Source organism: Amycolatopsis sp. NPDC049159, assembly GCF_040648295.1.
In the GTDB taxonomy this organism is placed as follows: domain Bacteria; phylum Actinomycetota; class Actinomycetes; order Mycobacteriales; family Pseudonocardiaceae; genus Amycolatopsis; species Amycolatopsis pretoriensis_A.
The window spans coordinates 332,847-359,844 of sequence record NZ_JBEZDL010000001.1 but is presented as its reverse complement, the minus strand read 5'-3'; the positions used below and the strand labels follow the sequence as shown (position 1 = coordinate 359,844).

Here is a 26,998-nt window from a genome sequence, read left to right as displayed (position 1 = left end):
GCCAGATCAGGGTTTGGGGAGCTTCGTGACGACGTTTTTCGCGACGGTCACCGCTTTGCCGCACGGGTCGTCGTCGGCCGGTTCGGCGGCGTAGCTGCCGTAGTCCACTTGGGCCAGTTCGACGTCGTCGCCCTGCCACGGCCGGTGCTGCCACTCCACCGTGCACCGCGACGAACTCGTGCTCGTCTGCTTCCGGAACGCGGTCACCCCGTCGCCGATGTCCACCTTGGAGTAACCGTCACCGACGATCGGGGGCAGGCCCGGCCGGAACTTGACGGTGACCGTCGGGTCCGTTCCGTTGCTCTTCCAGTCGCACGAGTGCAGCCCCGAGGGCACGGACTTCGCCGACGGCACGGCGGCGCTCACCGCCGAAGTGTCGGCCATCGCGCACGGGTCGGCGGTCAGCGTGGTGCCCGGCGGCGTCGAGTACTTCTCCGGCGAGTTGTGCACCTTCTGGACGGCCGCTTCCAGCACCGCCTGCCCGGGACGGCACGGGTCGCCGGGGTAGGTGACCGACACGGTGAGCCCCAGGTCCGGGTTCAGCGCCGTCATCGCCGCGAGCATGCAGTCGGTGTCGCCGGTCTTGTTGACGCGCAGCGGCAGCCCGCCGACCTGGCCGGTCGTCTTGTCGGCCCGGGGCAGCAGGGTGTTCCCGAGCTCGACCTCGAGCCGCATCTCCTTGCCGCCGGGGTCCTTCACCTTGTTGCTGCAGGTGTCGAAGGCGATCGACGACTGCGACGGGTCGTCCTCGACCGTGCCGAGGCCGAGCGCGCCGAGGGCGTCCTTGGTCAGGAACTGGCACGGCTTGATCGCGCGCAGCACGTTCGTCGCCACGGCGGCGTCGGTGATCGGGCCGTCGGCGACCTGGCCGGTGCCGGCCGCGGCGGGCACCGTCGTCCGCGCGAAGTTGGACCGGCCGAGGTCCTGCCCGCACGCGGTCAGCGGCAGCGCGAGGGCGGTGACCAGCAGGAACAGCTTCGGGAGACGGCGGCGCCGGGCGTGAAGGAGCACGCGGTGCACGGTAGCCGCACCCTCGCGCCGCTGTCCGGACAACCCGGCTATTCGCCCGCGGCGGGCGCCGTGTCTTCCGTCTCGGTCGCGGCCGGGACGACGAGCGGCCGCACCTTCGCCCAGATGATGAAGAGCGCGGAGACGACCAGCATGCCGATCCCGGCCCACAGGTTGATGTTGACGCCGGCGGCCTTCTCGAGGTCCGCGTCGGAGGTGAAGCCGATGCCCATCACCGTCAGGATCACGCCGTAGACGCCGATCAGCAGGGCGATGATCAGCCGGATGTCGAAAGCGCCCGCCTTGCGGGGCCGCGCGCCGGACTCGGTAGCCATGACGGACCTCCTAGAAGATGGCGTTGAGGGCGATGGTCAGGATGAGCACGATGCCCGCGAGCAGGCCCGGCTTGCGGTACCAGCCCGCGTTCTCGCCGGTGTCGTCGTGCTTGCGCGTTTCCTTCGGGGTCAGCGAGTAGACCAGCCCCACCAGCTCCTCGTCCGGCTTCGGCTTGGTCGCCAGCGACACCGCGACGCTCACCACGATGTCGACGACGAACGCGGTCCCGGCGGCGACGAAGCTGATCCCCTGGCCGGTCAGGCCCAGCACCCCGGCCTGGGAGAGGCCCCAGACGGTGACCGCCGACGCGGTGCCGAAAAGCAGGCCGCTCCAGCCGGCGTGCGGGGTCATCCGCTTCCAGAACATGCCCAGGATGAAGGTCGCGAACAGCGGCGCGTTGAAGAACGAGAACAGGTCCTGCAGGTAGTCCAGGATGTTGCCGGAGTTCGACGCGATGAACGCGGTGCCGATCGCGAGGATCGTGCCGCCCGAGGTCACCACGCGCCCGAGGCGGAGGTAGTAGCCGTCCGGTTTGTCCTTCTTCACGTACGTCTGCCAGATGTCGTACGTGAAGACGGTGTTGAACGAGCTGAGGTTCGCCGCCATGCCGGCCATGAAGGAGGCCAGCAGACCCGCGATCGCGATGCCGAGCATGCCGTTCGGCAGCAGGTCGCGCATCAGCAGGAGGAGCGCGTTGTTGAAGGTGACGCCGCTTTCGGCCGTGCCGCCGTCCAGCAGCACCTGCTTGTCCCGCATGAACTCGGGGACCGCGACCGCGGCGACCATGCCGGGGATGATCACGATGAACGGGACCAGCATCTTCGGGAACGCGCCGATGATCGGCGTGCGCCGCGCGGCGGACATGCTCTTCGACGCCATCGCGCGCTGGACCTCGACGAAGTTCGTCGTCCAGTAGCCGAACGACAGCACGAAACCGAGACCGAACACGATGCCGAGGATCGACAGGATGTTGTTGCCGAAGCCGGTCAGGTTGTCACCGGGCCACGAGTGCAGCTGCGCGGTACCGCCCGGGCTGTTGGTCACCTTGTCGACCAGGCCCTGCCAGCCGCCGACCTTGACCAGGCCGATGATGGTCAGCGGCACCAGCGCGATGACGATCACGAAGAACTGCAGGACCTCGTTGTAGATCGCGGCGGAAAGGCCGCCGAGCGCGGTGTAGGACAACACGATCGCGGCGGCGATGATGATCGACACCCACAGCGGCCAGCCGAGCAGCAGGTTCACGACACTGGCCAGCAGGAACAGGTTCGCGCCCGCGATGAGGATCTGCGCGGTGGCGAAGCTGACGCCGTTGAGCAGGTGAGCCGGCTTGCCGAAGCGGCGGCGCATGAACTCGGGGACGCTGCGGACCTTGGAGCCGTAGTAGAACGGCATCATCACGATGCCGAGGAACAGCATCGCCGGGATTGCGCCGATCCAGAAGTAGTGCACCGTCGGCAGGCCGTACTTGGCGCCGTTGGCCGACATGCCCATCACTTCGACCGCGCCGAGGTTCGCCGAAATGAACGCCAGGCCGGTGACCCAGGCGGGCAGCGACCGGCCGGACAGGAAGAAGTCGAGGCTGCTGGACACCTGACGCCGTGCCAGGTACCCGATGCCGAGTACGAGCACGAAATAGAACGCCAACTCGATGTAGTCGATCGCGCTCGCGTCGAGTCGCAGGTTCGCATCGGCTAGGACGAGCACCCGACCCACCTCTTTCAAACTGGACAACAACCCACAGAAATCCCCACTACCCTGTCGGATCGGGACAGTACTGCATGGATTCAGGGTCGGCACGCTGACGTGTCCGAAGTGGCCGGAGGGCGCGTCCCCCCTGGCATTCACCTGGGGAAACGCGCCCTCGTTTTCACGCGCCGCGGGAGCGGCAGCCGATCACCGGTCGGTCGGGACGGCGATTTCGCCTTCCTCTTCGATCAGCCGGGCCAGGACGGCGTCGGGCAGGTAGGTCCGGTGCGGGTAGCCCGGGCCCCAGGAGTTGAGGATCGGCACGGCGCCGAGCTCGTCGGCCCGCGGGTTGCCGAGCACGGCGTGCACGTCGTCGACCGACTTGGCCCAGCGGAACGCTTTGATGCCCTGCTTGGCTTCCGGCACGTACTGCTCGCGCTTCTGCCAGTCGTCGCCGGCGTAGGAGTCGTCCCAGAGGACGTGCCCCGCTTCGGCGAGCACCTCGGCCGCGGCGCGGACGGACGTACCGTTGTCGTCGCCGGGGTTGGTCTCGGGCCACTCGTCGCGCTTCTTGGCCGAGTCCCACAGCCAGCGGGCGGTGTACTCGCTGCCGTTGAAGATCGACATGCACCGCGACCAGCCGAAGCCGACGCAGGCACCCTCGCGGCCCTGGTCGTAGAACGCGTACCAGGCGTCGGTGTCCGGCGTCCCGCCCGGTTCGAGGCACACGCAGTGCCCGCCGCGGACCCGGCCGAGCTTCTCGGCACCGGCCCGCGCGATGAAGAACTCGCCGGAGGTCTCGTCCTGTTCCGGCTCGTCGAACGCGGAGTACCAGTTGACCCCGATCACGACGGGCGCCCGGGTGGGCCGGTCGTCTTCGGCGAGCGCGGACAACGGATACCTTTCCACGTGCCGCCAGTCGTCCGGAATGAACCGCCCGAGCCGCGGGTCGGCCGGATCGGAACCGAGTGGGCGATAACGCATGACTTCCTCCTCCGTGCAGGCGAAAACGCGCGCACACCGGCCGGCTGGCATGCGCACACGAGCTCGAAGGCGGACTGAAACGCAGGCACGGCAAAGAAAGACGGCCGAGCACACCACCCTCCGGCCACGCCGGAACGCACCGGCGGAACCCCTCGAAACGAGTGTCCCACCGGCACGCGGGAAAGGATCCGCAGCTCACCCGAACAGCGCAGGAATCGACCGAAATAAGACCTGGTCACAGCGCTGCGGCCGACCACGTCAATGATTTCCTTGCGGAGCAATCGAGCCGGAATCAGATACCGGAATCCGGCATCGATCCGGTATCGGCGCGGAGAACGATTACCGCGCCCGCCGTAACGCCGGAGCGCCCCGCGACGACCCGGTGGCCATACCGCAGCCGAAGGGAGCCCGGATGTCACCGTGGGCCGTCGTCGTACTCCTCCTCGCGATCTTCGCCGGAGCGGTCGGCGTGAAGGTGATGCGTTCCGCGACGGCGGCGGGCGCGGACCTCGACGAGGGAGTCATCGCGGCCTTCGCGGGCCTGCGGCTGACCCGCACCGCCGTCGTCGAGGGCAGCGGCGACCGGGCGCTGCACCACCCGGTGGCGGGCTTGTCCGCGCGCGTGGAGATCCGGAGCGCCGAACACAGCCGGGTCACCGTGCCGCGAGCACTGTTGCTCGGGCTCCTGGCGCTGGCCGTCAAGAAGAGGGGTTACGAGAGCGAAGCCCACCTCGTCGTCGAAGGGCCCGGGCGGACGATCGAACGGGCGGTCAGCCTCCGGCAGCACCCGGACGGGGTCGCGGCGGCCGAGGAGTTCGCCGCGGCGTTGAACGAGCTCGGCGAGCACCCCGGCTCCGGTCACCGCACGCGATCCCGTTCGCCGCACGGGCGGGAACGGTTCGACGTCGCGCTGCTCGACGCCGGCGCGCACCAGGTCGAGGTCGTCCGGGCGGTCCGCCGTCTCGTGCGGGGAATCGGCCTGATCGACGCCAAGGAACTGGTGACCGGGACCCCGTCGATCCTGCTGGAACAGGTGCCGGAGCCCGAAGCCGAAGCGGCCCGCGAAGAGCTCGAGAAAGCCGGGGCCGCCGTCGAACTGCTGTGAACCCCGGGGTCAGCTCTCCACGTGCCGGAACCGCGGCACGACGCCGTCGGCCGTCTCCACCCTCTCGATGAACATCGCCTTCGGGCGCACCCACAGCCCCCTCTCGCCGTACAGCGCGCGGTACACCACGAGCTCTTCCTCGGTCTCGCTGTGCCGGGCCACGCCCAGCACCTCGTACTCGCCGCCCTTGTAGTGGACGTACCGGCCGGGCAGCACCTCAGAACAGCCTGAACTCGTCGGACTCGATGCCGCGCAGCTCGTCGTAGTCCAGGGTCAGGCACCGGATGCCGCGGTCCTCCGCCAGCGTGCGGGCCTGCGGCTTGATGATCTGGGCCGCGAACACGCCCTGCACCGGGGCCAGCAGCGGGTCGCGGTTGAGCAGCTCCAGGTACCGCGTCAGCTGCTCGACGCCGTCGATCTCACCGCGGCGCTTGATCTCCACCGCCACCGAGCCGCCGTCGGCGTCGCGGGCCATGATGTCGACCGGGCCGATCGCCGTCGGGAATTCGCGGCGGACCAGGGTGTAGCCCTCGCCGAGGGTCTTGATGTGCTCGGCCAGCAGCTCCTGCAGGTGCGCCTCGACGCCGTCCTTCTGCAGGCCGGGTTCCGCGCCCAGGGCCTGGGTGTAGTCGTGGAAGACCTCCTCGATGGAGATCACCAGTTTTTCGCCCTGCTTGTTCTCGACGATCCAGATCTTGCCGTCCTCGATCAGCCAGCAGGGTGGGCTCATCCAGTTCAACGGCTTGTACGCGCGGTCGTCGGAGTGGACCGACACCGAGCCGTCGGACTTCACGAGCAGCAGGCGGGTGGCCATCGGCAGGTGGGCGGTGAGCCGGCCGGCGTAGTCGACCTGGCACCGCGCGATCACGAGACGCACCCGAGGAGGGTAGGACAGAGTCGGTGATACTGGTCGGGTGGACCCCATTCAGCGTGTCGCGTCCCGTGAGGTGTACCGGAACAACTGGATGACCGTGCGGGAGGACGAAATCCGCCGCCCGGACGGCTCGCCGGGCATCTACGGCGTGATCGACAAACCCGCGTACGCGCTCGTCATCCCGCAGGACGGCGACCGGTTCCAGCTGGTCGAGCAGTTCCGCTACCCGGTCGGCGAGCGCCGCTGGGAGTTCCCCCAGGGCACCGCGCCCGACCGGGCCGAGGTGCCTGCCGCCGAGCTCGCCGCGCGCGAGCTGCGCGAGGAAACCGGGCTGCGGGCCGGTTCGATGGTCTCGCTCGGCAAGCTCGACGTCGCCCCCGGCATGAGCAGCCAGCGCGGCTGGGTGTTCCTCGCCACGGACGTCACCGAGGGCGAACCCGAGCGCGAGCACGAAGAACAGGACATGCGCAGCGCGTGGTTCTCGCGGGCGGACGTCGAGAAGATGATCCTCGCCGGCGAGATCACCGACGCGCAGACGATCGCCGCGTGGGCCCAGCTCATGCTGTACGAGCGGCTCCGGCCTTGAGCATCCCGCGGATCACCAGGTGGTGGAACGGCTTGATCACCGCGAAGTAGGCGGGCCCGACGCGGTTGTGGAAGTGCACGATCGTGCCGAGCCGGAACCCGCGCGGCACCGCCTCGACCGTGAGGTACCCGCTCAGGTGACTGTCGTCCACGCCCGCGACCAGGTAGCGCTCCGGATCGCCGGACCGGACGGTGAAGAACGCGACCCGGTCGCCGGGTGCGAACCCGACGTCTTCGGGCCGGAGCCGGCCGGTCCGCGGCACCGAGGCGGTGTCCAGCCGCAGGGCCTTGGCCAGCAGGTAGCGGACGCCGAAGAGCCCCTTCACCCACCACGGCGACCAGCCGAACACGCCCGCGACGAACTCGCGCAGGCTGTTCTCGCTCGCGATCTCCTTGAATTCGACGTAGTCGGCGCCATCGACGTAAGGCTCGGTCATTTCCGTCTCCCCAGAACGAGTTCCAGCGCGCTCTTGAGCTGGCGGCCGGACAGCGGGGGCACGATCTGCCCCGCGCCGACGACGACCAGGTACAGCGCCTGCGCGAGGTCGGCGTCGCCGCTGATCTCGGTCAGGTAGGTCACGCGGGTGCGGTCGACGCGCTCTTGGACCGCCCGCGCTTCGGCGTCCTGCAGGGCCCACGCCCGGACGGCGATCTCCAGCTCCGGCCCGGGTCCCGGCGCGAGGACGAGCTTCAGCAGCGCGCCCAGCCGATCGCCGTCGGCCGCTTCGGCCTGCTCGACGAACCGGGTCGTGCGTTCGGCTTCGAAGTGCTCCAGCAGGGCCGTGCGGAAGCCGCCCATGCCCTTGAAGTGGTGGTAGAACGAGCCCTTCGACAGGCCGAGGCGCTCGGTCAGCCGCTCGATCGTCACCGATGGCGCGCCCTGCTCCGCCAGCAGCACCAGCCCCGCGTCCAGCCAGTCCCGTTTGCCCGCCATGGCCATACCATACCGTATGGTACGGATCGCAAGTGCCAGAAACCGCACTTTCCCTAGGAAAGTGCGGTTTCGGGCTCAGTCGGGCCAGGAGGGCTTGCGCTTCTCCAGGAACGCGGCCATGCCTTCACGCGCGCCGGGCAGTTGCGACGCCGAGGCCATGACCTCCAGCGCGATCGCGTACGCGTCGGCCTCGGGCCGGTCGAGCTGGGCGTAGAGCGTGACCTTGCCCATCGCCTTGCTGGCCCGGCTACCGCGCGTCGCCCGCGCCAGCAGCTCCGCGACGGCGTCGTCGAGCTGCTCGTCGGGAACGACCCGGTTGACCAGGCCCCACTCCAACGCCGTGGGCGCGTCGATGACGTCACCGGTCAGCGCCAGCTCCATCAGGCGCTTGCGGCCGATCGAGCGCGCCACCGGCACCGCCGGCGTGTGGCAGAACCAGCCGCCCTTGCCGCCGGGCAGCGCGAAGCCCGCCGATTCGGCGGCGATCGCGAGGTCGCAGGACGCCACGAGCTGGCAGCCGGCCGCCGTGGCCAGGCCGTGCACCCGCGCGATGACCACCTGCGGCACGGACTCCATCGTCTTCATCAGGTCCGTGCACAGCGTGAGCAGCTCGCGCACGCCCATCAGGTCGCGCGCGGCGACGTCGCCGAAGTCGTGGCCGGCGGAGAACACCGGGCCGGCGCCGGCCAGCACGATGCCGGTCGCGTCGGACGTGCCCGCCTCGCGGAACGCGACGAGCAGCTCCGCCAGGTGGTCCGCGGACAGCGAGTTGCGCCGCGCCGCGCGGTTCATCGTGATCGTGACGGTGTCGCCGTCGCGCTTGACCAGGATGTGGTGGTACTCGGTCATGCCTCGACGGTAACTCGTCGGAACGTGCGCCGATAGCTGTCCGGGCCGACGCCGACTTCGGCGTGCATCCGCCGTCGCAGGTTCGCCGCCGAACCCAGCCCGGAGCGCGCCGCGACCCGCTCGACCGGCAGCTGCGTCGTCTCCAGCAACCGCTGCGCGAGCCGGACGCGCTGGACCCGCAGCCAGCGCCCGGGCGTCACGCCGGTGGCCGCCGCGAACTCGCGGTGGAACGTCCGCTCGCTCATCCGCGCGTGCCCGACGAGGTCGTCGACGCCGATCCCGGACCCGAGCCGTGCCAGCGCCCAGTCCATTGTGGACGCCATACCGGGCTGGGCGGCCTTCGGCGGCAACGGGTTGTCGACGTACTGCCGCTGCCCGCCTTCCCGCGCCGGCGGCATCACCAGGCGGCGGGCGAGCGCGGCGGCGACCTCCGCGCCGTGGTCGCGCCGGACCAGGTACAGGCAGAGGTCGAGGCCGCCGACGACGCCCGCGGACGTCAGGACACCGCCGTCGTCGGTGTAGAGCACGTCCCGCTGGAGGTCCGCCCGCGGCGCGGCGCGGGCCAGCGCGTCGAGGTCACGCCAGTGCGTGGTCGCCGGGCGGCCGTCGAGCAGTCCGGCGGCGGCCAGGGTGAACGCGCCGGAGCACAACCCGGCGACCGTCCGCCCGTCCCGGTGCGCGCGCCGCAACGCGCTCGCCGCCGCCGGAGGCACCGCGGCGAGCGGGTCGTCGCGGCCCGGGGCCAGCACGAGGTCGCAGCCGTCGAGCCCGGCGAGCCCGTGCGTGGCCGCGACGTCACCGAACGGCGAAACGGCCGTGCGCACCCGGCCCGGGCTGCACAACCGCAGGGTGAACGGGCCGATCCCGCTGTCGGTCCGGTCCTGGCCCCAGACCTCGCCGATCACCGCGAGGTCGAACACCCGGGTGCCGGGCAGCAGCAGAACGCCGATCGTGCGCATGGCAGGAAAGTACCGCATCGCGCGTCTTCTGCCACTCCCCCGGCTCGGCGAAGCCCGCGAAACTCGACGCCATGACCGAAACGGCACTCATCCTCATCGACGTCCAGCGCGGGTTCGACGACGCGGCGTTCTGGGGCCCGCGCAACAACCCCGGCGCCGAAGCGAACATGAAGGCGCTGCTCGACGCGTGGCAGGAGCGGCGGCTGCCCGTCGTGCTCGTGCACCACGACTCGGCGAAACCGGACTCGCCGCTGCGGCCCGGCCAGCCGGGCAACGACTTCAAGCCCGAACTCGACGGCGCGCGGCCGGACCTGGTGTTCGGCAAGAAGGTCAACTCGGCCTTCATCGGCGACGTCGACCTCGACGCGTGGCTGCGCAAGCGCGGCATCACGAGCTTCGTCCTGGCCGGGATCCAGACGAACTTCTGCTGCGAAACCACCGCGCGGATGGGCGGGAACCTCGGCTACGACGTGACTTTCGCGCTCGACGCGACGTTCACCTTCGACCTCCCGGAGGTGACGGCCGACGAGCTGTACCGCGTGACGGCGGCGAACCTGGCGAACCAGTTCGCCACCGTCAAGTCCACAAAGGACATCCTGGCGGCGCTCAGCTGAGCCCGTTGCGCTCCCGCACGAGGTCGACGATGCCCGCCATGATGTCGGTCAGTTCGTAGTCCTTGGGCGTGAACACCCGGGCGATGCCGCGTTCGGTGAGCAGCGCGGCGTCGTCCGGCGGGATGATCCCGCCGACGATCACCGGCACGTCGCCGGCACCCGCGGCGCGCAGGCCGTCGACGACGTTCGGGACGACTTCCAGGTGCGAGCCGGACAGCACGGACAACCCGACGACGTGCACGCCCTCCTGCACCGCCGCCGCGACGATCTGCTCGGGCGTCAGCCGGATGCCCTGGTAGACGACCTCGAAACCGACGTCGCGCGCCCGGACGGCGACCTGCTCGGCGCCGTTGGAGTGCCCGTCGAGGCCCGGCTTGCCGACCAGGATCCGCAGCCGCTCGCCCAGTTCGGCTTCGGTGACGCGGACGCGTTCGCGCACCCGCTCGATCCCCGGGTCGCCGTTGCCCGCGGCCGCCGCGGAAACGCCGGTGGGCGCCCGGTATTCGCCGAACACCTCGCGCAGCGCGCCGGACCACTCGCCGGTGGTCACGCCGGCCCGCGCACAGTCCACAGTGGCCTCGAAGAGGTTTTCCGTCGTCTGCGCGCGTTCCTTCAGCGCGGCCAGCGAGCGCTCGACGGCGTCGTTGTCCCGCCCGGTGCGCCACTCTTCGATCGCGGTGACGGCGGCCTTTTCGACGGCGGGGTCGATCGTCTCGATCGCCTTCGCGCCCTCGGCCTGCAGCGGCGACGGCTCGGTCGTCGCGAACTTGTTGACCCCGACCAGGATCCGCTCGCCGTTCTCCATCCCGCGCCGGTATTCGGCGAGGGAGGTGACCAGCTGCGACTTCATGTAGCCGCTCTCGACCGCGGCGACCGCACCCCCGAGGTCCTGCACGCGGGCGATCTCCTCGCGCGCACCGGCCATGATCTCGTCGACCTTGGCCTGGATGACGTGCGAGCCGTCGAAGATGTCCTCGTACTCCAGCAGATCCGTCTCGAACGCGAGCACCTGCTGCATCCGCAGCGCCCACTGCTGGTCCCACGGCCGGGGCAGGCCGAGCGCCTCGTTCCAGGCGGGCAGCTGGATCGCGCGGGCGCGCGCGCCGCGGGACAGCGACACCGCGAGCATCTCCAGCACGATCCGCTGGACGTTGTTCTCCGGCTGGGCTTCGGTGAGCCCGAGCGAGTTGACCTGGACGCCGTAGCGCAGGCGGCGCGCCTTCGGATCCGTTACGCCGTAACGGTCCCGCGTGATCTCGTCCCAGAGCGCGGTGAACGCGCGCATCTTGGACATCTCCTCGACGAACCGGACGCCGGCGTTGACGAAGAACGAGATCCGCGCGACCACCTTGGCCATGTCGGCCTGCTCGACCTGCCCGGAGTCGCGGACCGCGTCGAGCACGGCGATCGCGGTGCACAGCGCGTACGCGACCTCCTGCGTCGGCGTCGCGCCGGCTTCCTGCAGGTGGTAGCTGCAGATGTTGATCGGGTTCCACTTCGGCACGTGGTGCACGGTCCACGCGATCATGTCGGTGATCAGCCGCAGGCTCGGCCCCGGCGGGAAGATGTAGGTCCCGCGGGAGAGGTATTCCTTGATGATGTCGTTCTGCGTGGTGCCGGTGAGCTTCGCGAGGACTTCGTCGACGTCGCGCCCCTCGGCTTCGGCCTGCTCGCGCGCCACGGAGACGTACAACGCGAGCAGCCACATGGCCGGCGCGTTGATCGTCATCGACGTGTTCGCCTCGGCGAGCGGGATGCCGTCGAAGAGCCGCCGCATGTCACCGATGTGCGAGACCGGCACGCCGACCTTGCCGACCTCGCCGCGGGAGAGCTGGTGGTCCGGGTCGTAGCCGGTCTGGGTCGGCAGGTCGAACGCCACCGAGAGCCCGGTCTGCCCCTTCGCGAGGTTGCGCCGGTAGAGCTCGTTCGACGCCGCCGCGGACGAGTGCCCGGCGTACGTGCGCATCACCCACGGTCGGTCTCGCTCGTGGTCCGTTGGGTACGGCACTGGGCACCTCCGGCGGTGGACGTTTCGTCGAGTGTACCGACCGGTAACTTTTGGTGGCAGTGGAATCCGACACGTCCGGGTGACTCAGTGCGCGGCCTGCGCCCGCGCGATCAGGTCGCGGACGCGCTCGGCGTCCGGCACCCCGAAGGTCACCGTGCCGACCCCACCTTTCCCGGTCGACGACCACGGCGAGCTTGGTCGGCCCGCCGTCGGCGTGGGGGAAGATGGCGGTGAACGCGGCCGGTTGCCTCAGGCGGCCGAGGTGTCCGGCTCCGGCGGTGCCTGGCGGGCCTTGGCCTCGTCGATGGCCTTGGCCAGCAGGTCGCGCACGCGCTTCGGCTCGCCGACGCCGATCAGCGTCACCGCGCCGGGCGTGCCGAACGTGAGCGTGCCCGTGCGCGACGGTCCGGGCTTGAGAACCGGCGCCGCCAGGCCGGCCAGTTCGCTGGCGCGTTCCTTCTGCCGGAACAGGCCCGAGCGCGCGATGATCCGGCTGTCCGTCACCGCGTACGTCGTGCGCCCGAGCGCGAGGTAGCGGACGAGCGAACGGCCGATCGCGCCGTACAGACCGATGGCGAGGACGACCACGGCCGCGACCGCGGTGGCACCGGCCGGCCGCTGCGCGAGCAGGAACCACAGCGCGGCGGCGGTGACGACGAGCCCGGCAGGGGCGATCACCCCGTCCGCGGCGACGTAGAGCGGGCGCTGGACCGGCTCTCCCGCCCAGAGCACGCGCTCACCGGGCAGAAGCTCGATTTCCCCTGCTGACATGGCAGAACACTACTCTGCGCGGGCCCCTCCCGCCGAGCTCGCACGCTCCGTGTCCGGCCGGTCGCTGCGCGGCGAACGGTGTGACCGAAATCCGCGAGACCAGGGGCGTTCCCGTCGGTTAGCGTGGCGGCCGTGACGTGGAGCGTGTACGGGTCTTACCTGGTCATCGTGGTCCTGATCGTGCTCGCGCCGGGGCCCGACACGATGGTGATGCTGAAGAACGCGCTGTCCGGCGGGTTCCGCGGCGGGCTGCTCGCGTCGCTCGGCATCTTCGCCGGCAACGCCGTGCAGGGCAGTGCCGCGGCGCTCGGGCTCGGCGTCCTCATCGCGCGTTCGCAACCGGTGTTCCTCGCGCTGAAGTGGGTCGGCGCGGCCTACCTCGTCTTCCTCGGCGTCCAGGCGCTGCGCGGGGCCTGGCGCGGCAACTACGAAGTCGTCGCGCAGGCGCAGCGCCGCAAGGGCGGCGGCTTCCGGCGGTTCCGCGAAGGGTTCCTCTCCAACATCACCAACCCGAAGGTGCTGGTGCTGTACCTGTCGGTGCTCCCGCAGTTCCTCGACCCCGGCCGCACGACGACGTGGGACGCGCTGGCGCTGGCCTACACCGTCGCCGTGCTCGGTGCGGCGTGGCTGCTGGTGCTGCTGGTGTTCGTGCACCGCGTGCGCGCGTGGCTCGAACGCCGCCGGGTGCGCCGTACGCTGGACGGCGTCACCGGCACCGCGCTGCTCGGCTTCGGCGCCGCTCTCGCACTGGAGTCCTGATGTCCGTGAGCACGTACGCGGGGTTCGCCGCGATGATGGCGTTCCTGGCGATGATGCCCGGCCCGGACACGATGGTCGTGCTGAAGAACGCATTGACGGGCGGCGCCCGCGGCGGCGCGTGGGCGTGCGCGGGTATCACGGCCGCGAACTTCCTCCAGGGCACGGCGGCGGCCCTCGGCCTGGGCGCGGTGCTGACGCGCTCCCAGCCGGTGTTCGAAACGGTGAAGTGGCTGGGCGCGGCCTACCTGGTCTTCCTGGGAGTCCAGGCCCTGCGCGGCGCCTGGCGCGGCGACTACGCGGCCCTGGACGACGTCCGCCGCGCCCGCGCCTCCCGCGGCCGCCGCTTCCGGGAGGGTTTCCTTTCCAACATCACCAACCCCAAGGTGATCGTGCTGTACCTGTCGGTGCTCCCGCAGTTCCTGACCCCGACGTCGACGTTCGGCGATTCCCTGCTGCTGGCGTACACGGTGGCGGCGCTGGGACTGGTGTGGCAGGTGCTGCTGCTGTTCTTCGTGCACCGGGTGCGCGGCTGGGTGCAACGCCGCCGCGTCCGCCGCGCGATGGACGGCGTGACGGGCACGGCCCTTTTGGGCTTCGGCGCGGCGCTCGCCCTGGAGTCCTGACCTGCCTTTCGCGCTCCCGGCGGTTCGTGCGCGGCCCGGTTCCTGTGGGTGGACTTGCGGATCGCCGAGTAGCCCACAACCGGCGGCGGTGGCGTGCGGGGTTTCTGTGCAATCGCCCCAACTCGAAGGTCCTCGTCTTCTAGCTGTCGATGCTGCCGCAGTTCCTGACCCCGGGCTCGACGATCACCGAGTCTCTACTCCTCGCCGGAACCGTGGGCGTGCTCGCGACGCTCTGGCGCTCGCCGGAGTCCATCGCGTCCGCGCGTGGCTCCGGCGACGCCGCACTCTCGACGGCGTCACCGGCACCGCACTCGTCGGTTTCGGAGCGGCGTTTAAAGCGTCCGGTCCAGCCAGTCGTAGACGCGGCCGGTCGCGAGGCGCTGGGCACCGACGTGGCAATGCGCGTCCGCGCCCTCCTCCGCCGTGAACGTCAGCAGCGTCTTCGGCGCGTTCAGGTGCGCGTACAGCCGCCGGGGTTCGGTCTCCTGCTCGCCGCCGAAGAACAGGTCGTCCGCTGCTTCGCAGACCAGCGTCGGGCACGTGATCTGCTCCGCGATGCCATCCTCCAGCGTGTACTCCAGGTACTTCGCGACGAACTCGCGGTCGGTCGCCGCGCCCAGGACGTAGCGGCCGTGGTCGCACGCCCAGCGCAGGGTCGGGCTCGCCTCGCGGCCCGCTGCCAGCAGCGCGTCGAACTCCGGGTCCTCCTCCGCGTTCGCCCGGCGGACGATCTCCGCGCGGTCCCACGGCAGGAACCCGGCCACCGCCGCGCCCGCGTCGTACACGCCGTCCACCGCGACGAGCGCCGCCAGCCGGCTTTCGAACGCCGCCGCGCGCGGGGCCAGCATGCCGCCGAGGCTGATGCCGAGCAGCGCGACGCGGTCCGGGTCGACGCCCTCGATGCCGAGGACGAAGTCCACCACCGGCGTGACGACGTGCTCCCAGTCCGGCCGGAACACCAGGTCGTCGTGCCGGATCGCGCTCGGCTGGCCCGGACCGTCGAACGTCAGCACGTGGTAGCCGCGCTCGGCGCCGCCCGCCGCGCCCAGGTAGTGGCATTCCTCGGCGCTGCCGTCGAACCCGCTGTGGATCAGCAGCACCGGCTTCGGGCCGGCGCCCGGCGCGCGGTAGAAGTAGCCGCGCAAAACCGTGCCCTCGTACGGGATTTCGACCGGCTCGGCGACGGCGGCCCGCCGGAAGCACTCGACGCTGCGGTCGTAGGCCGCCGCGATGCGCGGGTCCGCCGGGTCGCCGTGCAGGAAGAACTCCGCCGAGAAGTAGTACGTCGACGCGCGCAGCAGCAGGTCGCGCGCGGTCACCGGGCTCGCGTCGGCCGCTTCGGCGTACAAGCGGTCGGCCAGGCCGCGGTAGGCGTCGTGCCAGCTGTCGTAATCGCCCTGCTTCACCGTCGACGCCGCCGCGAGGACCTCGCCGAAGTCCGAGCCGCCGTAGGCCGCGTGGCCGAACAGGCGGAGGGTCTCGAACCAGAACTGGACGTCTTCTTCGAACATGAGCTGCTTCATCGGATCTCTTCCTCCACGAAGGTTTCGAACGACCGGGCGGCCCGCCCGGTGACCTGCTCGACGACGGGCGTGACGCGGTCTTCGGCGCCGCGCCGGATGTCTTCGTCGAGCGCGGCGAGCACGCGCGCGAACTCGGCGGGGATGCCGGACGCGGTCAGGCGAGCCGCGTACTCGGCCGTGCCGACCGGGCGGTGGCGCACCGCGCGGCCGGTCCGCGCGGCGATGATCGATGCGGCTTCGGAATAGCTCAAAGCACCAGGACCGGTCAGCACGTGTTCGGTGTTGTGCGGTTCGGCGTCGGTCAGCGCGCGGACGGCGACCGCCGCGATGTCCCCGGCGTCGACGAACGCGACCCGGCCGTCACCGGTGGCGGTCACGATCTCGCCGTCCCGCACGCCCTGCGCGACCAGGTGCTCGCCGGTGAAGTTCTGCATGAACCACGACGGGCGCAGCACGGCCCACTCCGGCACCGTCCGCACCAGCCGCGGCAGCTCGCCGAGGCCGGGCGTGTCGTCGGTGACGGCGGACGAGCTCAGCAGCACGATCCGGCGGACCCCGGCGTCGAGCGCGTCCGCCACGAACGGCGCCACCAGGCCCGCGGGAGCGGCTTCGCCGATCGGCGCGACGAGGTAGACGGCGGAGGCGCCGCGCAGGGCCTCGGCGTGGGTGGCGCGGTCGGCCCAGTCGAACCGGACCTGACCGGGCTCGCCGGGCTTGCGGGTCGCCGCGCGCGCCTCGGCGCCGTTCGCGCGCAGGCCCGCGACGACCCGCCGGCCGGTGGTGCCGGTGCCGCCGACGACCAGGACGTCAGCCACGGTCGCCGCCGGCGAAAGCCTCGGTCAGCGCGTCGGTGCCGCCGAGCAGCTCCGCCGCCGCCTGCGGGCTCCAGTAGTCGCGGTAGCGGCGGATCTCGCCGTTCTCGACGGTGATCACGGCGATGTAGGACAGCTCGTACGGCCGCTGCGTCGCGACGACGACGCCGGCGACGGCGAACTCGGCGACGACCACGGCCGGGTCGGTTGTCTCGTGCACGGTCTTCGCCGTGACCTCCCGGATGTCCAGGAGGTTCGGGTAGTCGCGCAGGTACTCGCGGATGGCGTCGCGGCCCTCGACGCGCGCCGGGTAGCCCGGAGCGGCGAACGGGAATTCGAGGACGCCGTCCTCGGCCCAGAGCCCGGCGAACCCGGCCATGTCGTGCTTCAGCAGCAGCTCGAGCGCGTGGTCTACGAAGTCGCGCATCGCAGCCTCCTTACGTTCGGACGATACGGTACCGTCCCGACGTAAGACTAGACGGGACGGTACCGTCCCGTCCACCCGCTACACTGCCGCCATGGCACGCACCCCGACCGGCGCCGCGGTCCTCCAGCCCGAGGTCACGCAGGCCATCAGCGAAGCCGTCATGTGGGAACTCGCCGAGCAGGGCTACGGGCGGCTGTCGATGGAGGCCGTCGCGAAACGCGCCGGTGTCAGCAAGAGCGCGCTGTACCGGCGGTGGGCGTCGAAGGAGCACATGATCGCCTCCGTGGTGACGGAGTTCAGCGTGACCCGCGCGGCGGAGGTCGACACCGGCTCGCTGCGCGGAGACCTGCGCGAGACGATGCAGGCGCTGATCGACTGGCTCACGCACCCGCTGTTCTCGCGGATCCTGCCGGACCTGGTCGCGGAGGACGCCCGCACCCCGGAGCACGGCCGCGGCTTGCGCGAGGCCATCGGCGGCCCGCGCCGCGAGGTCGGCGAAGCGATGCTGCGCCGCGCGATCACCCGCGGCGAGCTGCCCGCGAACCTGGACATGGAGATGGCGCTGGACGCCCTCGCGGCACCGATCTACTGGCGGCTGGTGGTCCGGCTGGCCGAGGCGGAGCCGGACTACGTGGACCGCCTGGTGGCGTACGCCCTGCGCGCGCTGGGGGCCCGGGAGGTGTGAGTCAGAGCAGGTCGGCCAGATCCATCGCGAAGTCGAACGGATCCGAGACCGCCAGCTTGCGCTTGTGCGCGCCGGACGACGTGTACACCCGGGTCGTCGGGTCGAGCCGGTAGCAGAAGACCGTGAGCCCGCGGACGTCGTCGGTCTCGTTCTCCACGCGCCAGAAGTGCGGGATCCCGGCGGCGGCGTACTCCGCGGGCTTGTCCGTCTGGTCCGCGGTGATCGAGCCGGGTGACATCACTTCGATCACCAGCGAGCAGTGCTCCGGCCGCAATACCTCGTCGGTGTCGAGCGACGCGTCGTAGACCACCAGGTCGGGACGGCGGTTGAGCAGCGGCACGTCCCGCAGGCGGAGATCGACGTCGAACTCCACCGCCAGTTCGGCTCCGCATGCCTCCTCGAGCGCGTAAGACATCCGCCGGATGATCTTCTGGTGCGGGCGGCGCGGGGCCGGGTTCACGACAATCGCTCCGTCGACGATCTCGATGACACGGCAGACTTCCTCGGGCAGCGCTTCGTACCCTTCGACCGAAAGGCCTTCGGGGGGGAGCACCATCCAGTCGGGCAGCGCCGTCATCGCAACCCCCTGTCCGCGGTTTACAGAAGTTTACGATACCTGTCGCATGCTCAGGCCCGCCCGGGCTCGCCGCTCACCCGCTCGATGTTCGCGCCCAGCCGGTTCAGGTTCTCCACGAAGTGCGGGTAGCCGCGGTCGATGTGGAAGACGTCCCAGACCTCCGTGACGCCGTCCGCGCACAGGCCCGCCAGCACCAGGCCGGCGCCCGCGCGGATGTCGGAGGCCCAGACCGGGGCACTCGAGAGCTGCGGGACGCCGCGCACCACCGCGTGGTGGCCGTCCGTACGGGCGTCGCCGGACAGGCGGACCATCTCCTCGATGAACCGGAAGCGCGCCTCGTAGACGTTCTCCGTGATCATCGACGTGCCCTCGGACACCGCCGACAGCGCCACCGCGAAGGGCTGCAGGTCGGTCGCGAAGCCGGGGTACGGCAGCGTCACCCAGTCGACCGCTTTCGGGCGCTCCGGCTGGATCACGCGGAAGCCCTTGTCGTCGAACGTCTCGACCTCGGCGCCGGCGAGTTCCAGCTTGTTCAGCACCAGGTCGAGGTGGTGCGGGTTGACGCCGCGGACAGTGATGTCGCCGCGGGTCATCGAGGCGGCGAACGCCCAGGTCGCGCCGACGATCCGGTCGCCGATCACGCGGTGCTCGGTCGGGTGCAGCTTCTCGACGCCGTGGACCGTGAGCGTCGACGTGCCCGCGCCTTCGATCTTCGCGCCCATCTCGACGAGCATCGTGCAGATATCGGCGATTTCGGGCTCGCGCGCGCAGTTGTCGATGACCGTGGTGCCCTCGGCCAGCACGGCCGCCATCAGGATGTTCTCGGTCGCGCCGACGCTCGGGAAGTCGAGCCAGATCTGCGCGCCGACCAGCGTCTCGGCCTTCGCGACGACGCAGCCGTGCTCGATCGTGCTCGTCGCGCCCAGCTTGCGCAGGCCGTTCTGGTGCATGTCCAGCGGGCGCGAGCCGATCGCGTCGCCGCCCGGCAGGGCCACGACGGCCTGCTTCAGCCGGCCGACCAGCGGCCCCAGCACGCAGACGGACGCGCGCAGCTTGCCCATCGCCGCCGAGTCCGCGCGGTGCGACAGCTCGGCTGGCGTCGTGATGGTGGCGGTGTCGCCCTCGATGACGACCTCGCAGCCGACGCTCCGCAGCACGTCGCCCATCAACGGGACGTCCAGGATCTGCGGGCAGTTCGTGATGGTCGTGGTGCCTTCCGCGAGGAGGGCCGCGGCCATCAGCTTCAGCACGCTGTTCTTGGCGCCGACCACGTCGACCTCGCCGACCAGCCGGGCTCCGCCATGCACGTCGAAGTGCTCGCTCATGGCCGCCAATCATGCCCTCTCGCCCGGATTCGGCCCGGGCGGGGGCCGCTATGGTGGGTTCATGGTCGTTCGCATCAACCGCGTCTACACGAAGGTCGGCGACAACGGCACGACCGCGCTCGGCGACGGGTCCCGCGTGCCCAAGACGTCCGCCCGGCTGGGCGCGTACGCGGACACCGACGAGACGAACTCGGTGCTGGGCCTGGCGATCGCGATGGGCGGTTTGCCGGACGAAGTGGCGGACGTGCTGCGTACGGTGCAGAACGATCTCTTCGACGTCGGCGCCGACCTGTGCCTGCCGATCTCCGACGACCCGCCGTACCCGCCGCTGCGGATCACCGAGAAGTACGTCGAGCGGCTCGAGGGCTGGTGCGACGAGTTCAACGAGCGCCTGCCGAAGCTGACGTCGTTCATCCTGCCGGGCGGGACGCCGGGAGCGGCGTTCCTGCACCAGGCGCGCACGGTGTCCCGGCGCGCGGAGCGTTCGGCGTGGGCGCTGTACGAGGCCGAGCCGGAGACGACGAACCCGATCGCGCTCAAGTACCTGAACCGGCTCTCGGACCTGCTGTTCATCCTCTCCCGGCTGGCGAACCCGGACGGCGACGTGCTGTGGCAGCCGGGCGGGCAGCCTTAGCTCAGGGTCGGTCCACCAGTACAGCGTCGTGGAGTCGCTGGGCCAGGGGGGTTCCGCGGCGCCTCGAAGCTCGAAATCGTCGACGGCGAGGTCGACGCGACGCCACCCCGCCTCCCTGGGCTCGATCGCACCGCAGCTGAACCGGATCGTCCTCCCAGAAGCACACGCCGCAGATCTCGTAGGAGCCCGGGGGCTCCCCGAACACCAGGTGCCCGCGGCAGGGGCACGGATAGCCCGCTTCGGCAGCTACGAGCGTCAGCCGTGCTCGCGCGCCGCCCGAAAGCGCTCGAGCTCCGGCAGCTCGTCGAACTCGCCCATCAGATCCCCCAGCCCTCCCGCAGCGTCGCCAGCGCCTGGTGGAAGCCCGGGAAGGTCTTCTTCACGCAGTCCGGGTCGTCCAGGGTGATGCCGTCCGTGTGCAGGCCCGTGATGCTGAACGCCATCGCGATCCGGTGGTCGCGGCGGCACTTGATCTGCGCGCCGACCGGCGTGCCCGGCTGGATCTCGATCCAGTCGCGGCCCGTCTCCACCTCGATGCCCAGTGCGCGCAGGTTCTCCTCGCACGCGTCCAGGCGGTCGCACTCCTTGATGCGCGTGTTGTAGACGTCCTCGATGCGCACCGGCCCGGACGCGAACGGGGCGATCGCCGCCAGGGTCGGGACGGTGTCCGAGATGTCGCGCATGTTCACCGTGACGCCGCGCAGGCCGTCCGACGGGCCGGCCACCGTGACCGAATCGGGAGTCAGCTCGACGTGCGCGCCCATCTGCTCCAGGACGTCCACGAAACGCAGGTCGCCCTGCAGCGCGGACGAGCCGAGGCCCGGGATGGTCACCGTGCGGCCGGTGACCGCCGCCGCGGCGAGGAAGTAGCTCGACGTCGACGCGTCGGGCTCCACCGGGTAGTCGCAGGCCTGGTACGGCGTCGGCGGGACGACGAACGTCTGGCCTTCGCGTCGGACGTCCACACCGAACTGCCGCATCATCGAAAGCGTGATCTCGACGTAGGGCACCGACACCAGGTCGGTCACCGTGATCCGCAGGCCCTCCGCGGTCAGCGGACCGAGCAGCAGCAACGCCGTCAGGAACTGCGAGGACAGCCCCGCGTCGAGGGTCAGCGAACCGCCCTTGACGCCGTTCGCGCGGACCGTCAGCGGGTGGTGGCCGGGCTCGCCCTCGAAGGTGAGGTCGACGCCGAGCTCCTGCAGCGCGTCGGTCAGCGGCCCGAGCGGGCGGCGGCGCATCTGGTCGGACGCGTCGAAGTGGAACGTCCCGGCGCCGGCCGCGGCCAGGGCGGGCAGGAACCGGGCCGTCGTGGCGCCGTCGCGGCAGAAGACGTCGGCGGAAGCGACGCCCGGTCCCGCGGGCCGGCCCTCGATGGTCCACGCGCCGGGCTGCCGGTCGACGCGGTAACCGAGCTTGACGAGCCCCTCGGCGAAGCCCTCGGTGTCGTCCGAGTGCAGCGGACGGCCGAGGGTCGTGGTGCCGTGCGCGGCGGCGGCCAGGAACAGGCCGCGGGCGGTGACGGATTTGGAGCCGGGGATCTCGACGAGGGTCACGAGCCCCAGTTTAGTGGGGCTGGATCTCGGCCATCGGGCCCCAGTCGGAGGCGTCCTGGACGTTGATGATCCGCGGGTTGTCCGAGATGTAGGCACCCAGGTTCGCGACCGCCCACTTGAAGTGGTCGGAGCCGACGTGCGCGACGGCGGCGTCCTGGCCTTCGAAGCCCTCGACCAGCACGTACGTGTTCGGGTCCTCGAGGCTCCGCGACCATTCGAAGAACCGGTTGCCGTCCTCGGCGCGGGTGTTCCGGGTGTAGTCGGCGACGATTTCCGGCCAGTTTTCGGCGTGCTCCGGCTTGACCGGGAACTTGACCACGATGAAGATCATGGCCTCAACCGTAAGCCAAAACGGCGGCCGTGACTGTCCCAGTTTGAGACAAGGACAGCGTCAGGAAGCCCGGGGAAGACGTCGCCCGGGCGGGGCGGATTCGAGCCAGGAGAGGAACCCGGTGAGCGCGCCCGGGCCCATGGCGATCTCGATCGCTTCCTGGGTCTCCGACTCGCAGCGCAGCACCGTCGAGCCCTCGGGAACGGCGTAGGCCTCGCTCCCGGACGGGTCGCGCCGGTCGGCGATCTGCATGCTTTCGCGCTGGAAGACGCGGTCCGGACCGGTCCGCAGGCTCCACACGCGGTACCAGACGAACTCGTCGCCCTCGTAGCGGCCGAGCCCCAGGTGCCAGCTGGACCGCGCGGCGTCCGGACGCCACCGCAGCGCGACGCTCACGCCCCCGCCGCGGCGCATCCGGATCCACCGCTGGCCGTACCAGGCGGCCAGCACGGCGAGCACGATCAGGAGCCCGACTACCACCACGGTGATCTTCACGGCCCGGCTCCTGCCCGTCTCGCGCTCAGGCCGACTGACCTGCCGCGCGGAGCTGGGCCGTGGCCCTCGTCCGCTCGGTCTCGTCGTCGGCGTTCAAGGCCGCCTTCGCCGCGTCGACGTCGATCTCGTCGGACAGTTCGGCGCTCTCGGCGAGGATGCTCACCCCGGTGGCGGTGACCGACAGGAACCCGCCGTGCACGGCCGCGCAGACCGTCTCGCCGTCGGTCGTCGTCACCTTGACGACGCCACCTTCGACGAGCTGCCCGAGCACGGGTTCGTGGCCGGCCATGATGCCGATCTCGCCCTCGGTGGTCTGGGCCACCACGAAAGTGGCGGTACCCGACCAGAGACGGCGCTCGACGGCCACCAGCTCCACGGACATCTCAGCCACGTAGCACTCCTTCGCTCGGGGTGTTACCACCGAGTGTAATAGGTCGGTCCTGAGTTACGAGAACGGCGGGGGCCCGTGTCCACAGTGGACACAGCCCCCGCCGCGCTCGGGAGATCACTTCTTGGTGATTTCCTTGTACTTCTTCTCGAGGTCTTCGAGGCCACCGATACCCAGGAACGCCTGCTCCGGGTAGTGGTCGAAGTCACCCTTGGTGATGCGGTCGAACGACTCGATCGTCTCCGACAGCGGCACCGTCGAGCCCGGGATCTGCGTGAACGCCTCGGCGACCAGCATGTTCTGCGACAGGAACCGCTCGATGCGGCGCGCGCGCTGAACGGTCAGCTTGTCCTCTTCCGAGAGCTCGTCCATACCGAGGATCGCGATGATGTCCTGCAGTTCCTTGTACTTCTGCAGGATCCGGATGACCTCGGAAGCCACGCGGTAGTGGTCCTCACCGACGATGGCCGGGTCGAGGATCGTCGACGTCGACGCCAGCGGGTCCACCGCCGGGAAGATGCCCTTCTGGAAGACACCACGCGAGAGCTCGGTGGTGGCGTCCAGGTGGGCGAACGTCGCGGCCGGGGCCGGGTCGGTGTAGTCGTCCGCGGGGACGTAGATCGCCTGCATCGAGGTGATCGACCGGCCTCGGGTCGAGGTGATCCGCTCCTGCAGCTGACCCATCTCGTCGGCCAGCGTCGGCTGGTAACCCACGGCCGAAGGCATGCGGCCCAGCAGGGTCGACACCTCGGAACCGGCCTGGGTGAACCGGAAGATGTTGTCGATGAACAGCAGCACGTCCTGGTTCTGCACATCGCGGAAGTACTCCGCCATGGTCAGCGCGGACAGGGCGACGCGCATGCGCGTGCCCGGCGGCTCGTCCATCTGGCCGAACACGAGGGCGGTGTCGTTGATGACGCCGTCCTCGGACATCTCCAGGAAGAGGTCGTTGCCCTCGCGGGTGCGCTCGCCGACACCGGCGAACACCGAGGTACCACCGAAGTTCCGGGCGACGCGGGTGATCATCTCCTTGATGAGCACCGTCTTGCCGACGCCGGCACCGCCGAACAGGCCGATCTTGCCGCCCTCGACGTACGGGGTCAGCAGGTCGACGACCTTGAGGCCGGTCTCCAGCATCGTCGTCTTGCCCTCGAGCTGGTCGAAGGAAGGCGGGTTGCGGTGGATGCCCCAGCGCTCGAGGTCGTCGCCGTAGCCGGGCTCGTCGAGGCACTCGCCGAGGGCGTTGTAGACGTGGCCCTTGACCTTGTCGCCGACCGGGACCGTGATCGGGCCGCCGGTGTCGGTGACCTCGGCGCCGCGCACCAGGCCGTCCTGCGGCTGCAGGGAGATGGTGCGGACGAGGTTGTCACCCAGGTGGCTGGCCACCTCGAGGGTCACGGTCTTGCGGAGCTGCTCGAACTCGATCTCGACCTTGAGGGCGTTGAACTGGTCGGGCACGGAACCGCGCGGGAACTCGACGTCGACGACCGGCCCGGTCACCGAGACGATGCGCCCCTTGGCGCGCGGGGCTTCAGTACTGGTCATCAATCATCACTTCCTGCTGCGGTGAGCGCGTTCGCGCCACCGACGATTTCGGAGATCTCCTGGGTGATCTGCGCCTGGCGGGCCTGGTTCATCTCCCGCGTCAGGTTGCCCACCAGCTCGTTCGCGTTGTCCGACGCCGCCTTCATCGCGGTCCGGCGGGCGGCCAGTTCGGACGCCGCGGACTCGAGGAAAGCCGCGTAGAGACGCGTGTTGATGTACTTCGGCAGGAGCGCGTCCAGCAACTTGTCGGCACTGGGCTCGAACTCGTAGCTGGGGAGCAGCCCGGCGGGCTTCTCCTCTTCGCCTTCGGAGTACTCGACCTCGAGCGGCGCGACGCGCTTGGCGATCGGCCGCTGGGTCAGCATCGACACGAACTCGGTGTAGACGATGTGGATCTCGTCGACACCCGTGATGCCGTCGGCGTTGCCGTGCGCGTCGTCCGCGCCCAGCATGAACGACTCCACCAGGGCGTCCCCGACCTCGACCGCGTTGGTGTAGCCCGGCTGGTCGGAGAAGCCCGTCCAGCCGTTCACGACGTCGCGGTTGCGGAACCGGTAGTAGTTCAGCCCCTTGTTGCCGGTGACGTAGACCTCGGGCTCCTTGCCCTCCTTGCGGAGGAGGGCAAGCAGCTCTTCGGTCGCGCGCAGCACGTTGGAGTTGTACCCGCCGCACTGGCCCTTGTCGCTGGTCACGACCAGGACAGCGGCCCGCTTCGGGTTCGGGCGCTCGACCAGCATGGGGTGGTCGAGCGTGGTGGCCGCGCCGGCCAGCGCCGAGAGCACGTTGGTGATCTCGTCCGCGTACGGCCGGGAGGCGGCGACCCGCGCCCGCGCCTTCGTGATGCGCGCGGTGGCGATGAGCTCCATCGCCTTCGTGATCTTGCCGATGGACTTGGTCGCCTTGATGCGCGACCGGAGTTCCCGGAGTTGTGCGGCCATGAGCTACCAGCTCACTTCTTCGGGGCGGGCTTGTTGACCTTGACGGTCTCCTGCCCGACCTTGTCGGCTTCCATGGCGTCCGCGTTCTCCTCGAGCGGCTTGCCCTCGGAGGTCGTGAACTCCTTCTTGAACTCGTTCACGGCGGCGACCAGCTTGTCCGCGGTCTCGTCCTCGAACTTGCCGGTGTCGCGGATCGCGCCCAGGACCTCGGCGTGCTTGCGGCGGGCCGAGTCCAGGAACTCGTGGTTGAAGCGGCGCACGTCTTCGGTCGGGACCGAGTCGTAGTGGCCGTTCGTGCCCAGGTACACCGTGGCGACCTGCTCCTCGACCGGGACCGGCGAGTACTGCGGCTGCTTGAGCACCTCGTACAGGCGGGCACCGCGCTCGAGCTGCGCCTTCGACGCGTCGTCGAGGTCCGAAGCGAAGGCGGCGAACGCCTCCAGCTCGCGGTACTGCGACAGGTCGATCCGGAGCGAGCCCGCGACGTTCTTCATCGCCTTGACCTGCGCGGCACCACCCACGCGGGACACCGAGATGCCCACGTCGATGGCCGGGCGCTGACCGGCGTTGAAGAGGTCCGACTGGAAGAAGCACTGACCGTCGGTGATCGAGATGACGTTGGTCGGGATGTAGGCCGACACGTCGTTCGCCTTGGTCTCGATGATCGGGAGACCGGTCAGCGAGCCGGCGCCCAGCTCGTCCGACAGCTTCGCGCACCGCTCGAGGAGACGGGAGTGCAAGTAGAAGACGTCGCCCGGGAAGGCTTCACGGCCCGGCGGGCGGCGCAGCAGCAGCGAGATCGCGCGGTAAGCGTCGGCCTGCTTGGTCAGGTCGTCGAACACGATGAGGACGTGCTTGCCCTCGAACATCCAGTGCTGGCCGATGGCCGAACCGGTGTACGGCGCGATCCACTTGAAGCCGGCGGAGTCCGAAGCCGGCGCGGCGACGATGGTGGTGTACTCCATCGCGCCCGCGTCCTCGAGGGACTTCTTGACCGCGGCGATCGTCGAGCCCTTCTGGCCGACGGCGACGTAGATGCAGCGGACCTGCTTCTTCTCGTCGCCGGAGTCCCAGTTGGCCTTCTGGTTGATGATCGTGTCCACGGCGACGGCGGTCTTGCCCGTCTTGCGGTCACCGATGATCAGCTGGCGCTGGCCGCGGCCGATCGGGGTCATCGCGTCGATGGCGGTGATGCCGGTCTGCAGCGGCTCCGACACCGGCTGGCGCTCGACCACCGAAGCGGCCTTGACCTCCAGCGGACGGCGGTCGGTGGTCTCGATCTCGCCGAGGCCGTCGATGGGAGCGCCCAGCGGGTTGACGACGCGGCCGAGGTAGCCGTCGCCGACCGGCACCGACAGGACCTGCCCGGTGCGCTTGACCTGCTGGCCCTCTTCGATGCTTTCGAAGTCGCCGAGGATCGCGGCACCGATGGAGCGCGCGTCCAGGTTCAGTGCGACGCCCAGGACGCCGCCGGGGAACTCGAGCAGCTCGTTGGCCATGGCCGAGGGCAGGCCCTCGATGTGGGCGATGCCGTCACCGGCGTCGATCACGGTGCCAACTTCTTCCCGGCTCACGTCCGGGGCGTAACTCGAGACGTAGTTCTCGATCGCGCTACGGATCTCATCCGAGGAGATCGTCAGCTCGGCCATGTCTTTCCCGCTCTC

General features: G+C 70.2%; 32 protein-coding genes and 1 pseudogene. 8 read left to right on the top strand and 25 right to left on the bottom strand.

Features of this window, described 5'->3' with window-relative positions; genetic code table 11:
- Positions 1-6: 6 nt before the first annotated feature.
- From AB0B33_RS01680 to AB0B33_RS01665, 4 genes are all read right to left on the bottom strand, one after another.
- Positions 7-1,011, bottom strand: a complete 1,005-nt coding sequence (locus tag AB0B33_RS01680; protein WP_360765501.1) for a DUF3558 domain-containing protein — start codon at positions 1,009-1,011, stop codon at positions 7-9.
- 47 nt (positions 1,012-1,058) lie between these two features.
- Positions 1,059-1,343: a hypothetical protein gene (locus AB0B33_RS01675; RefSeq protein WP_360765499.1), complete on the bottom strand. Its 285-nt coding sequence runs from the start codon at positions 1,341-1,343 to the stop codon at positions 1,059-1,061.
- A gap of 10 nt (positions 1,344-1,353) precedes the next feature.
- Complete coding sequence (locus AB0B33_RS01670; RefSeq protein WP_360765496.1) at positions 1,354-3,051, bottom strand: sodium:solute symporter family protein; 1,698 nt, start codon at positions 3,049-3,051, stop codon at positions 1,354-1,356.
- Positions 3,052-3,240: 189 nt separating this feature from the next.
- On the bottom strand, positions 3,241-4,017 hold the full coding sequence (locus AB0B33_RS01665) for a hypothetical protein (RefSeq protein WP_360765493.1): 777 nt from the start codon (positions 4,015-4,017) through the stop codon (positions 3,241-3,243).
- A 412-nt stretch (positions 4,018-4,429) separates the two neighbouring features.
- Here AB0B33_RS01665 and AB0B33_RS01660 point away from each other — a divergent pair, with 412 nt between their 5' ends.
- Entirely contained in the window at positions 4,430-5,122 is a 693-nt protein-coding gene (locus tag AB0B33_RS01660; RefSeq protein WP_360765490.1) for a ribosomal protein L7/L12, read from the top strand.
- Positions 5,123-5,131: 9 nt separating this feature from the next.
- Here AB0B33_RS01660 and AB0B33_RS01655 read toward each other — a convergent pair whose 3' ends face one another.
- The gene (locus AB0B33_RS01655) at positions 5,132-5,338 is read right to left on the bottom strand and encodes a DUF1653 domain-containing protein (RefSeq protein WP_360765488.1); all 207 of its coding nucleotides are present in this window, start codon (positions 5,336-5,338) and stop codon (positions 5,132-5,134) included.
- 1 nt (position 5,339) lies between these two features.
- Positions 5,340-5,999: an endonuclease NucS gene (gene nucS, locus AB0B33_RS01650; protein WP_360765487.1), complete on the bottom strand. Its 660-nt coding sequence runs from the start codon at positions 5,997-5,999 to the stop codon at positions 5,340-5,342.
- A 37-nt stretch (positions 6,000-6,036) separates the two neighbouring features.
- On the opposite strand from nucS, the gene AB0B33_RS01645 reads away from it, so the two are divergent.
- Complete coding sequence (locus AB0B33_RS01645; RefSeq protein ID WP_247019179.1) at positions 6,037-6,582, top strand: NUDIX hydrolase; 546 nt, start codon at positions 6,037-6,039, stop codon at positions 6,580-6,582.
- On the opposite strand, the gene AB0B33_RS01640 is transcribed toward AB0B33_RS01645, so the two are convergent.
- The 4 genes from AB0B33_RS01640 to AB0B33_RS01625 form a co-directional block, all read right to left on the bottom strand.
- On the bottom strand, positions 6,554-7,018 hold the full coding sequence (locus tag AB0B33_RS01640) for a DUF2867 domain-containing protein (protein ID WP_360765484.1): 465 nt from the start codon (positions 7,016-7,018) through the stop codon (positions 6,554-6,556). The two genes, AB0B33_RS01645 and AB0B33_RS01640, sit on opposite strands and share 29 nt — an antisense overlap.
- The gene (locus tag AB0B33_RS01635) at positions 7,015-7,515 is read right to left on the bottom strand and encodes a TetR/AcrR family transcriptional regulator (RefSeq protein ID WP_360765482.1); all 501 of its coding nucleotides are present in this window, start codon (positions 7,513-7,515) and stop codon (positions 7,015-7,017) included. Before AB0B33_RS01635 ends, AB0B33_RS01640 begins: the two co-directional genes overlap by 4 nt.
- A 75-nt stretch (positions 7,516-7,590) precedes the next feature.
- Positions 7,591-8,364 carry an enoyl-CoA hydratase-related protein gene (locus AB0B33_RS01630; RefSeq protein ID WP_360765480.1) on the bottom strand — a complete coding sequence of 258 codons (774 nt, stop codon included), beginning with the start codon at positions 8,362-8,364 and terminating at the stop codon, positions 7,591-7,593.
- The gene (locus AB0B33_RS01625) at positions 8,361-9,323 is read right to left on the bottom strand and encodes a helix-turn-helix domain-containing protein (RefSeq protein WP_360765478.1); all 963 of its coding nucleotides are present in this window, start codon (positions 9,321-9,323) and stop codon (positions 8,361-8,363) included. Before AB0B33_RS01625 ends, AB0B33_RS01630 begins: the two co-directional genes overlap by 4 nt.
- Positions 9,324-9,394: 71 nt before the next feature.
- Here AB0B33_RS01625 and AB0B33_RS01620 point away from each other — a divergent pair, with 71 nt between their 5' ends.
- Positions 9,395-9,937 (top strand): cysteine hydrolase family protein, encoded by a 543-nt coding sequence (locus AB0B33_RS01620; protein ID WP_360765475.1) that lies wholly within the window; start codon positions 9,395-9,397, stop codon positions 9,935-9,937.
- Here AB0B33_RS01620 and AB0B33_RS01615 read toward each other — a convergent pair.
- Positions 9,930-11,945, bottom strand: coding sequence for a protein meaA (locus tag AB0B33_RS01615; protein ID WP_360765472.1), 2,016 nt, complete (start codon positions 11,943-11,945; stop codon positions 9,930-9,932). The genes AB0B33_RS01620 and AB0B33_RS01615 overlap by 8 nt on opposite strands.
- A 249-nt stretch (positions 11,946-12,194) precedes the next feature.
- Entirely contained in the window at positions 12,195-12,716 is a 522-nt protein-coding gene (locus AB0B33_RS01610; protein ID WP_360765469.1) for a PH domain-containing protein, read from the bottom strand.
- 132 nt (positions 12,717-12,848) lie between these two features.
- On the opposite strand from AB0B33_RS01610, the gene AB0B33_RS01605 reads away from it, so the two are divergent.
- From AB0B33_RS01605 to AB0B33_RS01595, 3 genes and pseudogenes are all read left to right on the top strand, one after another.
- A complete protein-coding gene (locus AB0B33_RS01605; RefSeq protein WP_247019169.1) occupies positions 12,849-13,475 on the top strand; it encodes a LysE family translocator in 627 nt (208 codons plus the stop codon).
- On the top strand, positions 13,475-14,098 hold the full coding sequence (locus AB0B33_RS01600; protein ID WP_360765466.1) for a LysE family translocator: 624 nt from the start codon (positions 13,475-13,477) through the stop codon (positions 14,096-14,098). The genes AB0B33_RS01605 and AB0B33_RS01600 overlap by 1 nt, the downstream gene beginning before the upstream one ends.
- 83 nt (positions 14,099-14,181) lie before the next feature.
- Positions 14,182-14,429, top strand: a pseudogene (locus tag AB0B33_RS01595) (LysE family translocator); the annotation flags it as partial.
- Position 14,430: 1 nt separating this feature from the next.
- On the opposite strand, the gene AB0B33_RS01590 reads toward AB0B33_RS01595, so the two are convergent.
- Genes AB0B33_RS01590 through AB0B33_RS01580 form a run of 3 tightly spaced genes read right to left on the bottom strand, consistent with a single transcriptional unit; the run spans position 14,431 to position 16,860 of the window.
- Complete coding sequence (locus AB0B33_RS01590; protein WP_360765463.1) at positions 14,431-15,621, bottom strand: alpha/beta fold hydrolase; 1,191 nt, start codon at positions 15,619-15,621, stop codon at positions 14,431-14,433.
- On the bottom strand, positions 15,618-16,436 hold the full coding sequence (locus AB0B33_RS01585; protein ID WP_360765461.1) for an NmrA family NAD(P)-binding protein: 819 nt from the start codon (positions 16,434-16,436) through the stop codon (positions 15,618-15,620). The genes AB0B33_RS01590 and AB0B33_RS01585 overlap by 4 nt, the downstream gene beginning before the upstream one ends.
- On the bottom strand, positions 16,429-16,860 hold the full coding sequence (locus AB0B33_RS01580) for a nuclear transport factor 2 family protein (RefSeq protein WP_360765458.1): 432 nt from the start codon (positions 16,858-16,860) through the stop codon (positions 16,429-16,431). Before AB0B33_RS01580 ends, AB0B33_RS01585 begins: the two co-directional genes overlap by 8 nt.
- 91 nt (positions 16,861-16,951) lie before the next feature.
- Between AB0B33_RS01580 and AB0B33_RS01575 the strand changes: the two genes are divergently transcribed.
- Positions 16,952-17,545, top strand: a complete 594-nt coding sequence (locus AB0B33_RS01575) for a TetR/AcrR family transcriptional regulator (protein WP_247019156.1) — start codon at positions 16,952-16,954, stop codon at positions 17,543-17,545.
- A gap of 1 nt (position 17,546) precedes the next feature.
- Here the strand turns inward: AB0B33_RS01575 and AB0B33_RS01570 are convergent, their stop codons facing one another.
- The gene (locus tag AB0B33_RS01570) at positions 17,547-18,122 is read right to left on the bottom strand and encodes a Uma2 family endonuclease (RefSeq protein WP_247019155.1); all 576 of its coding nucleotides are present in this window, start codon (positions 18,120-18,122) and stop codon (positions 17,547-17,549) included.
- 50 nt (positions 18,123-18,172) lie between these two features.
- Positions 18,173-19,447, bottom strand: coding sequence for a UDP-N-acetylglucosamine 1-carboxyvinyltransferase (gene murA / locus AB0B33_RS01565; RefSeq protein WP_247019154.1), 1,275 nt, complete (start codon positions 19,445-19,447; stop codon positions 18,173-18,175).
- 61 nt (positions 19,448-19,508) lie between these two features.
- Here murA and AB0B33_RS01560 point away from each other — a divergent pair, with 61 nt between their 5' ends.
- Positions 19,509-20,081 (top strand): cob(I)yrinic acid a,c-diamide adenosyltransferase, encoded by a 573-nt coding sequence (locus AB0B33_RS01560; RefSeq protein ID WP_360765453.1) that lies wholly within the window; start codon positions 19,509-19,511, stop codon positions 20,079-20,081.
- 1 nt (position 20,082) lies between these two features.
- On the opposite strand, the gene AB0B33_RS01555 is transcribed toward AB0B33_RS01560, so the two are convergent.
- The 8 genes from AB0B33_RS01555 to atpA form a co-directional block, all read right to left on the bottom strand.
- Positions 20,083-20,340 (bottom strand): CPCC family cysteine-rich protein, encoded by a 258-nt coding sequence (locus tag AB0B33_RS01555; protein ID WP_360766206.1) that lies wholly within the window; start codon positions 20,338-20,340, stop codon positions 20,083-20,085.
- Between the two features lie 58 nt (positions 20,341-20,398).
- Positions 20,399-21,637 carry a 3-phosphoshikimate 1-carboxyvinyltransferase gene (aroA, locus tag AB0B33_RS01550; RefSeq protein WP_247019149.1) on the bottom strand — a complete coding sequence of 413 codons (1,239 nt, stop codon included), beginning with the start codon at positions 21,635-21,637 and terminating at the stop codon, positions 20,399-20,401.
- A 10-nt stretch (positions 21,638-21,647) separates the two neighbouring features.
- Positions 21,648-21,968 (bottom strand): putative quinol monooxygenase, encoded by a 321-nt coding sequence (locus tag AB0B33_RS01545; RefSeq protein WP_360765449.1) that lies wholly within the window; start codon positions 21,966-21,968, stop codon positions 21,648-21,650.
- Positions 21,969-22,028: 60 nt separating this feature from the next.
- Positions 22,029-22,463, bottom strand: a complete 435-nt coding sequence (locus tag AB0B33_RS01540; RefSeq protein ID WP_125312947.1) for a DUF2550 domain-containing protein — start codon at positions 22,461-22,463, stop codon at positions 22,029-22,031.
- Positions 22,464-22,488: 25 nt separating this feature from the next.
- A complete protein-coding gene (locus AB0B33_RS01535) occupies positions 22,489-22,854 on the bottom strand; it encodes a F0F1 ATP synthase subunit epsilon (protein ID WP_086865364.1) in 366 nt (121 codons plus the stop codon).
- Between the two features lie 114 nt (positions 22,855-22,968).
- Positions 22,969-24,396 carry a F0F1 ATP synthase subunit beta gene (gene atpD / locus AB0B33_RS01530; RefSeq protein ID WP_247019145.1) on the bottom strand — a complete coding sequence of 476 codons (1,428 nt, stop codon included), beginning with the start codon at positions 24,394-24,396 and terminating at the stop codon, positions 22,969-22,971.
- Positions 24,396-25,334, bottom strand: a complete 939-nt coding sequence (locus AB0B33_RS01525; RefSeq protein ID WP_247019143.1) for a F0F1 ATP synthase subunit gamma — start codon at positions 25,332-25,334, stop codon at positions 24,396-24,398. Before AB0B33_RS01525 ends, atpD begins: the two co-directional genes overlap by 1 nt.
- 11 nt (positions 25,335-25,345) lie before the next feature.
- A complete protein-coding gene (gene atpA / locus AB0B33_RS01520; protein WP_360765443.1) occupies positions 25,346-26,983 on the bottom strand; it encodes a F0F1 ATP synthase subunit alpha in 1,638 nt (545 codons plus the stop codon).
- Positions 26,984-26,998 lie beyond the last annotated feature (15 nt).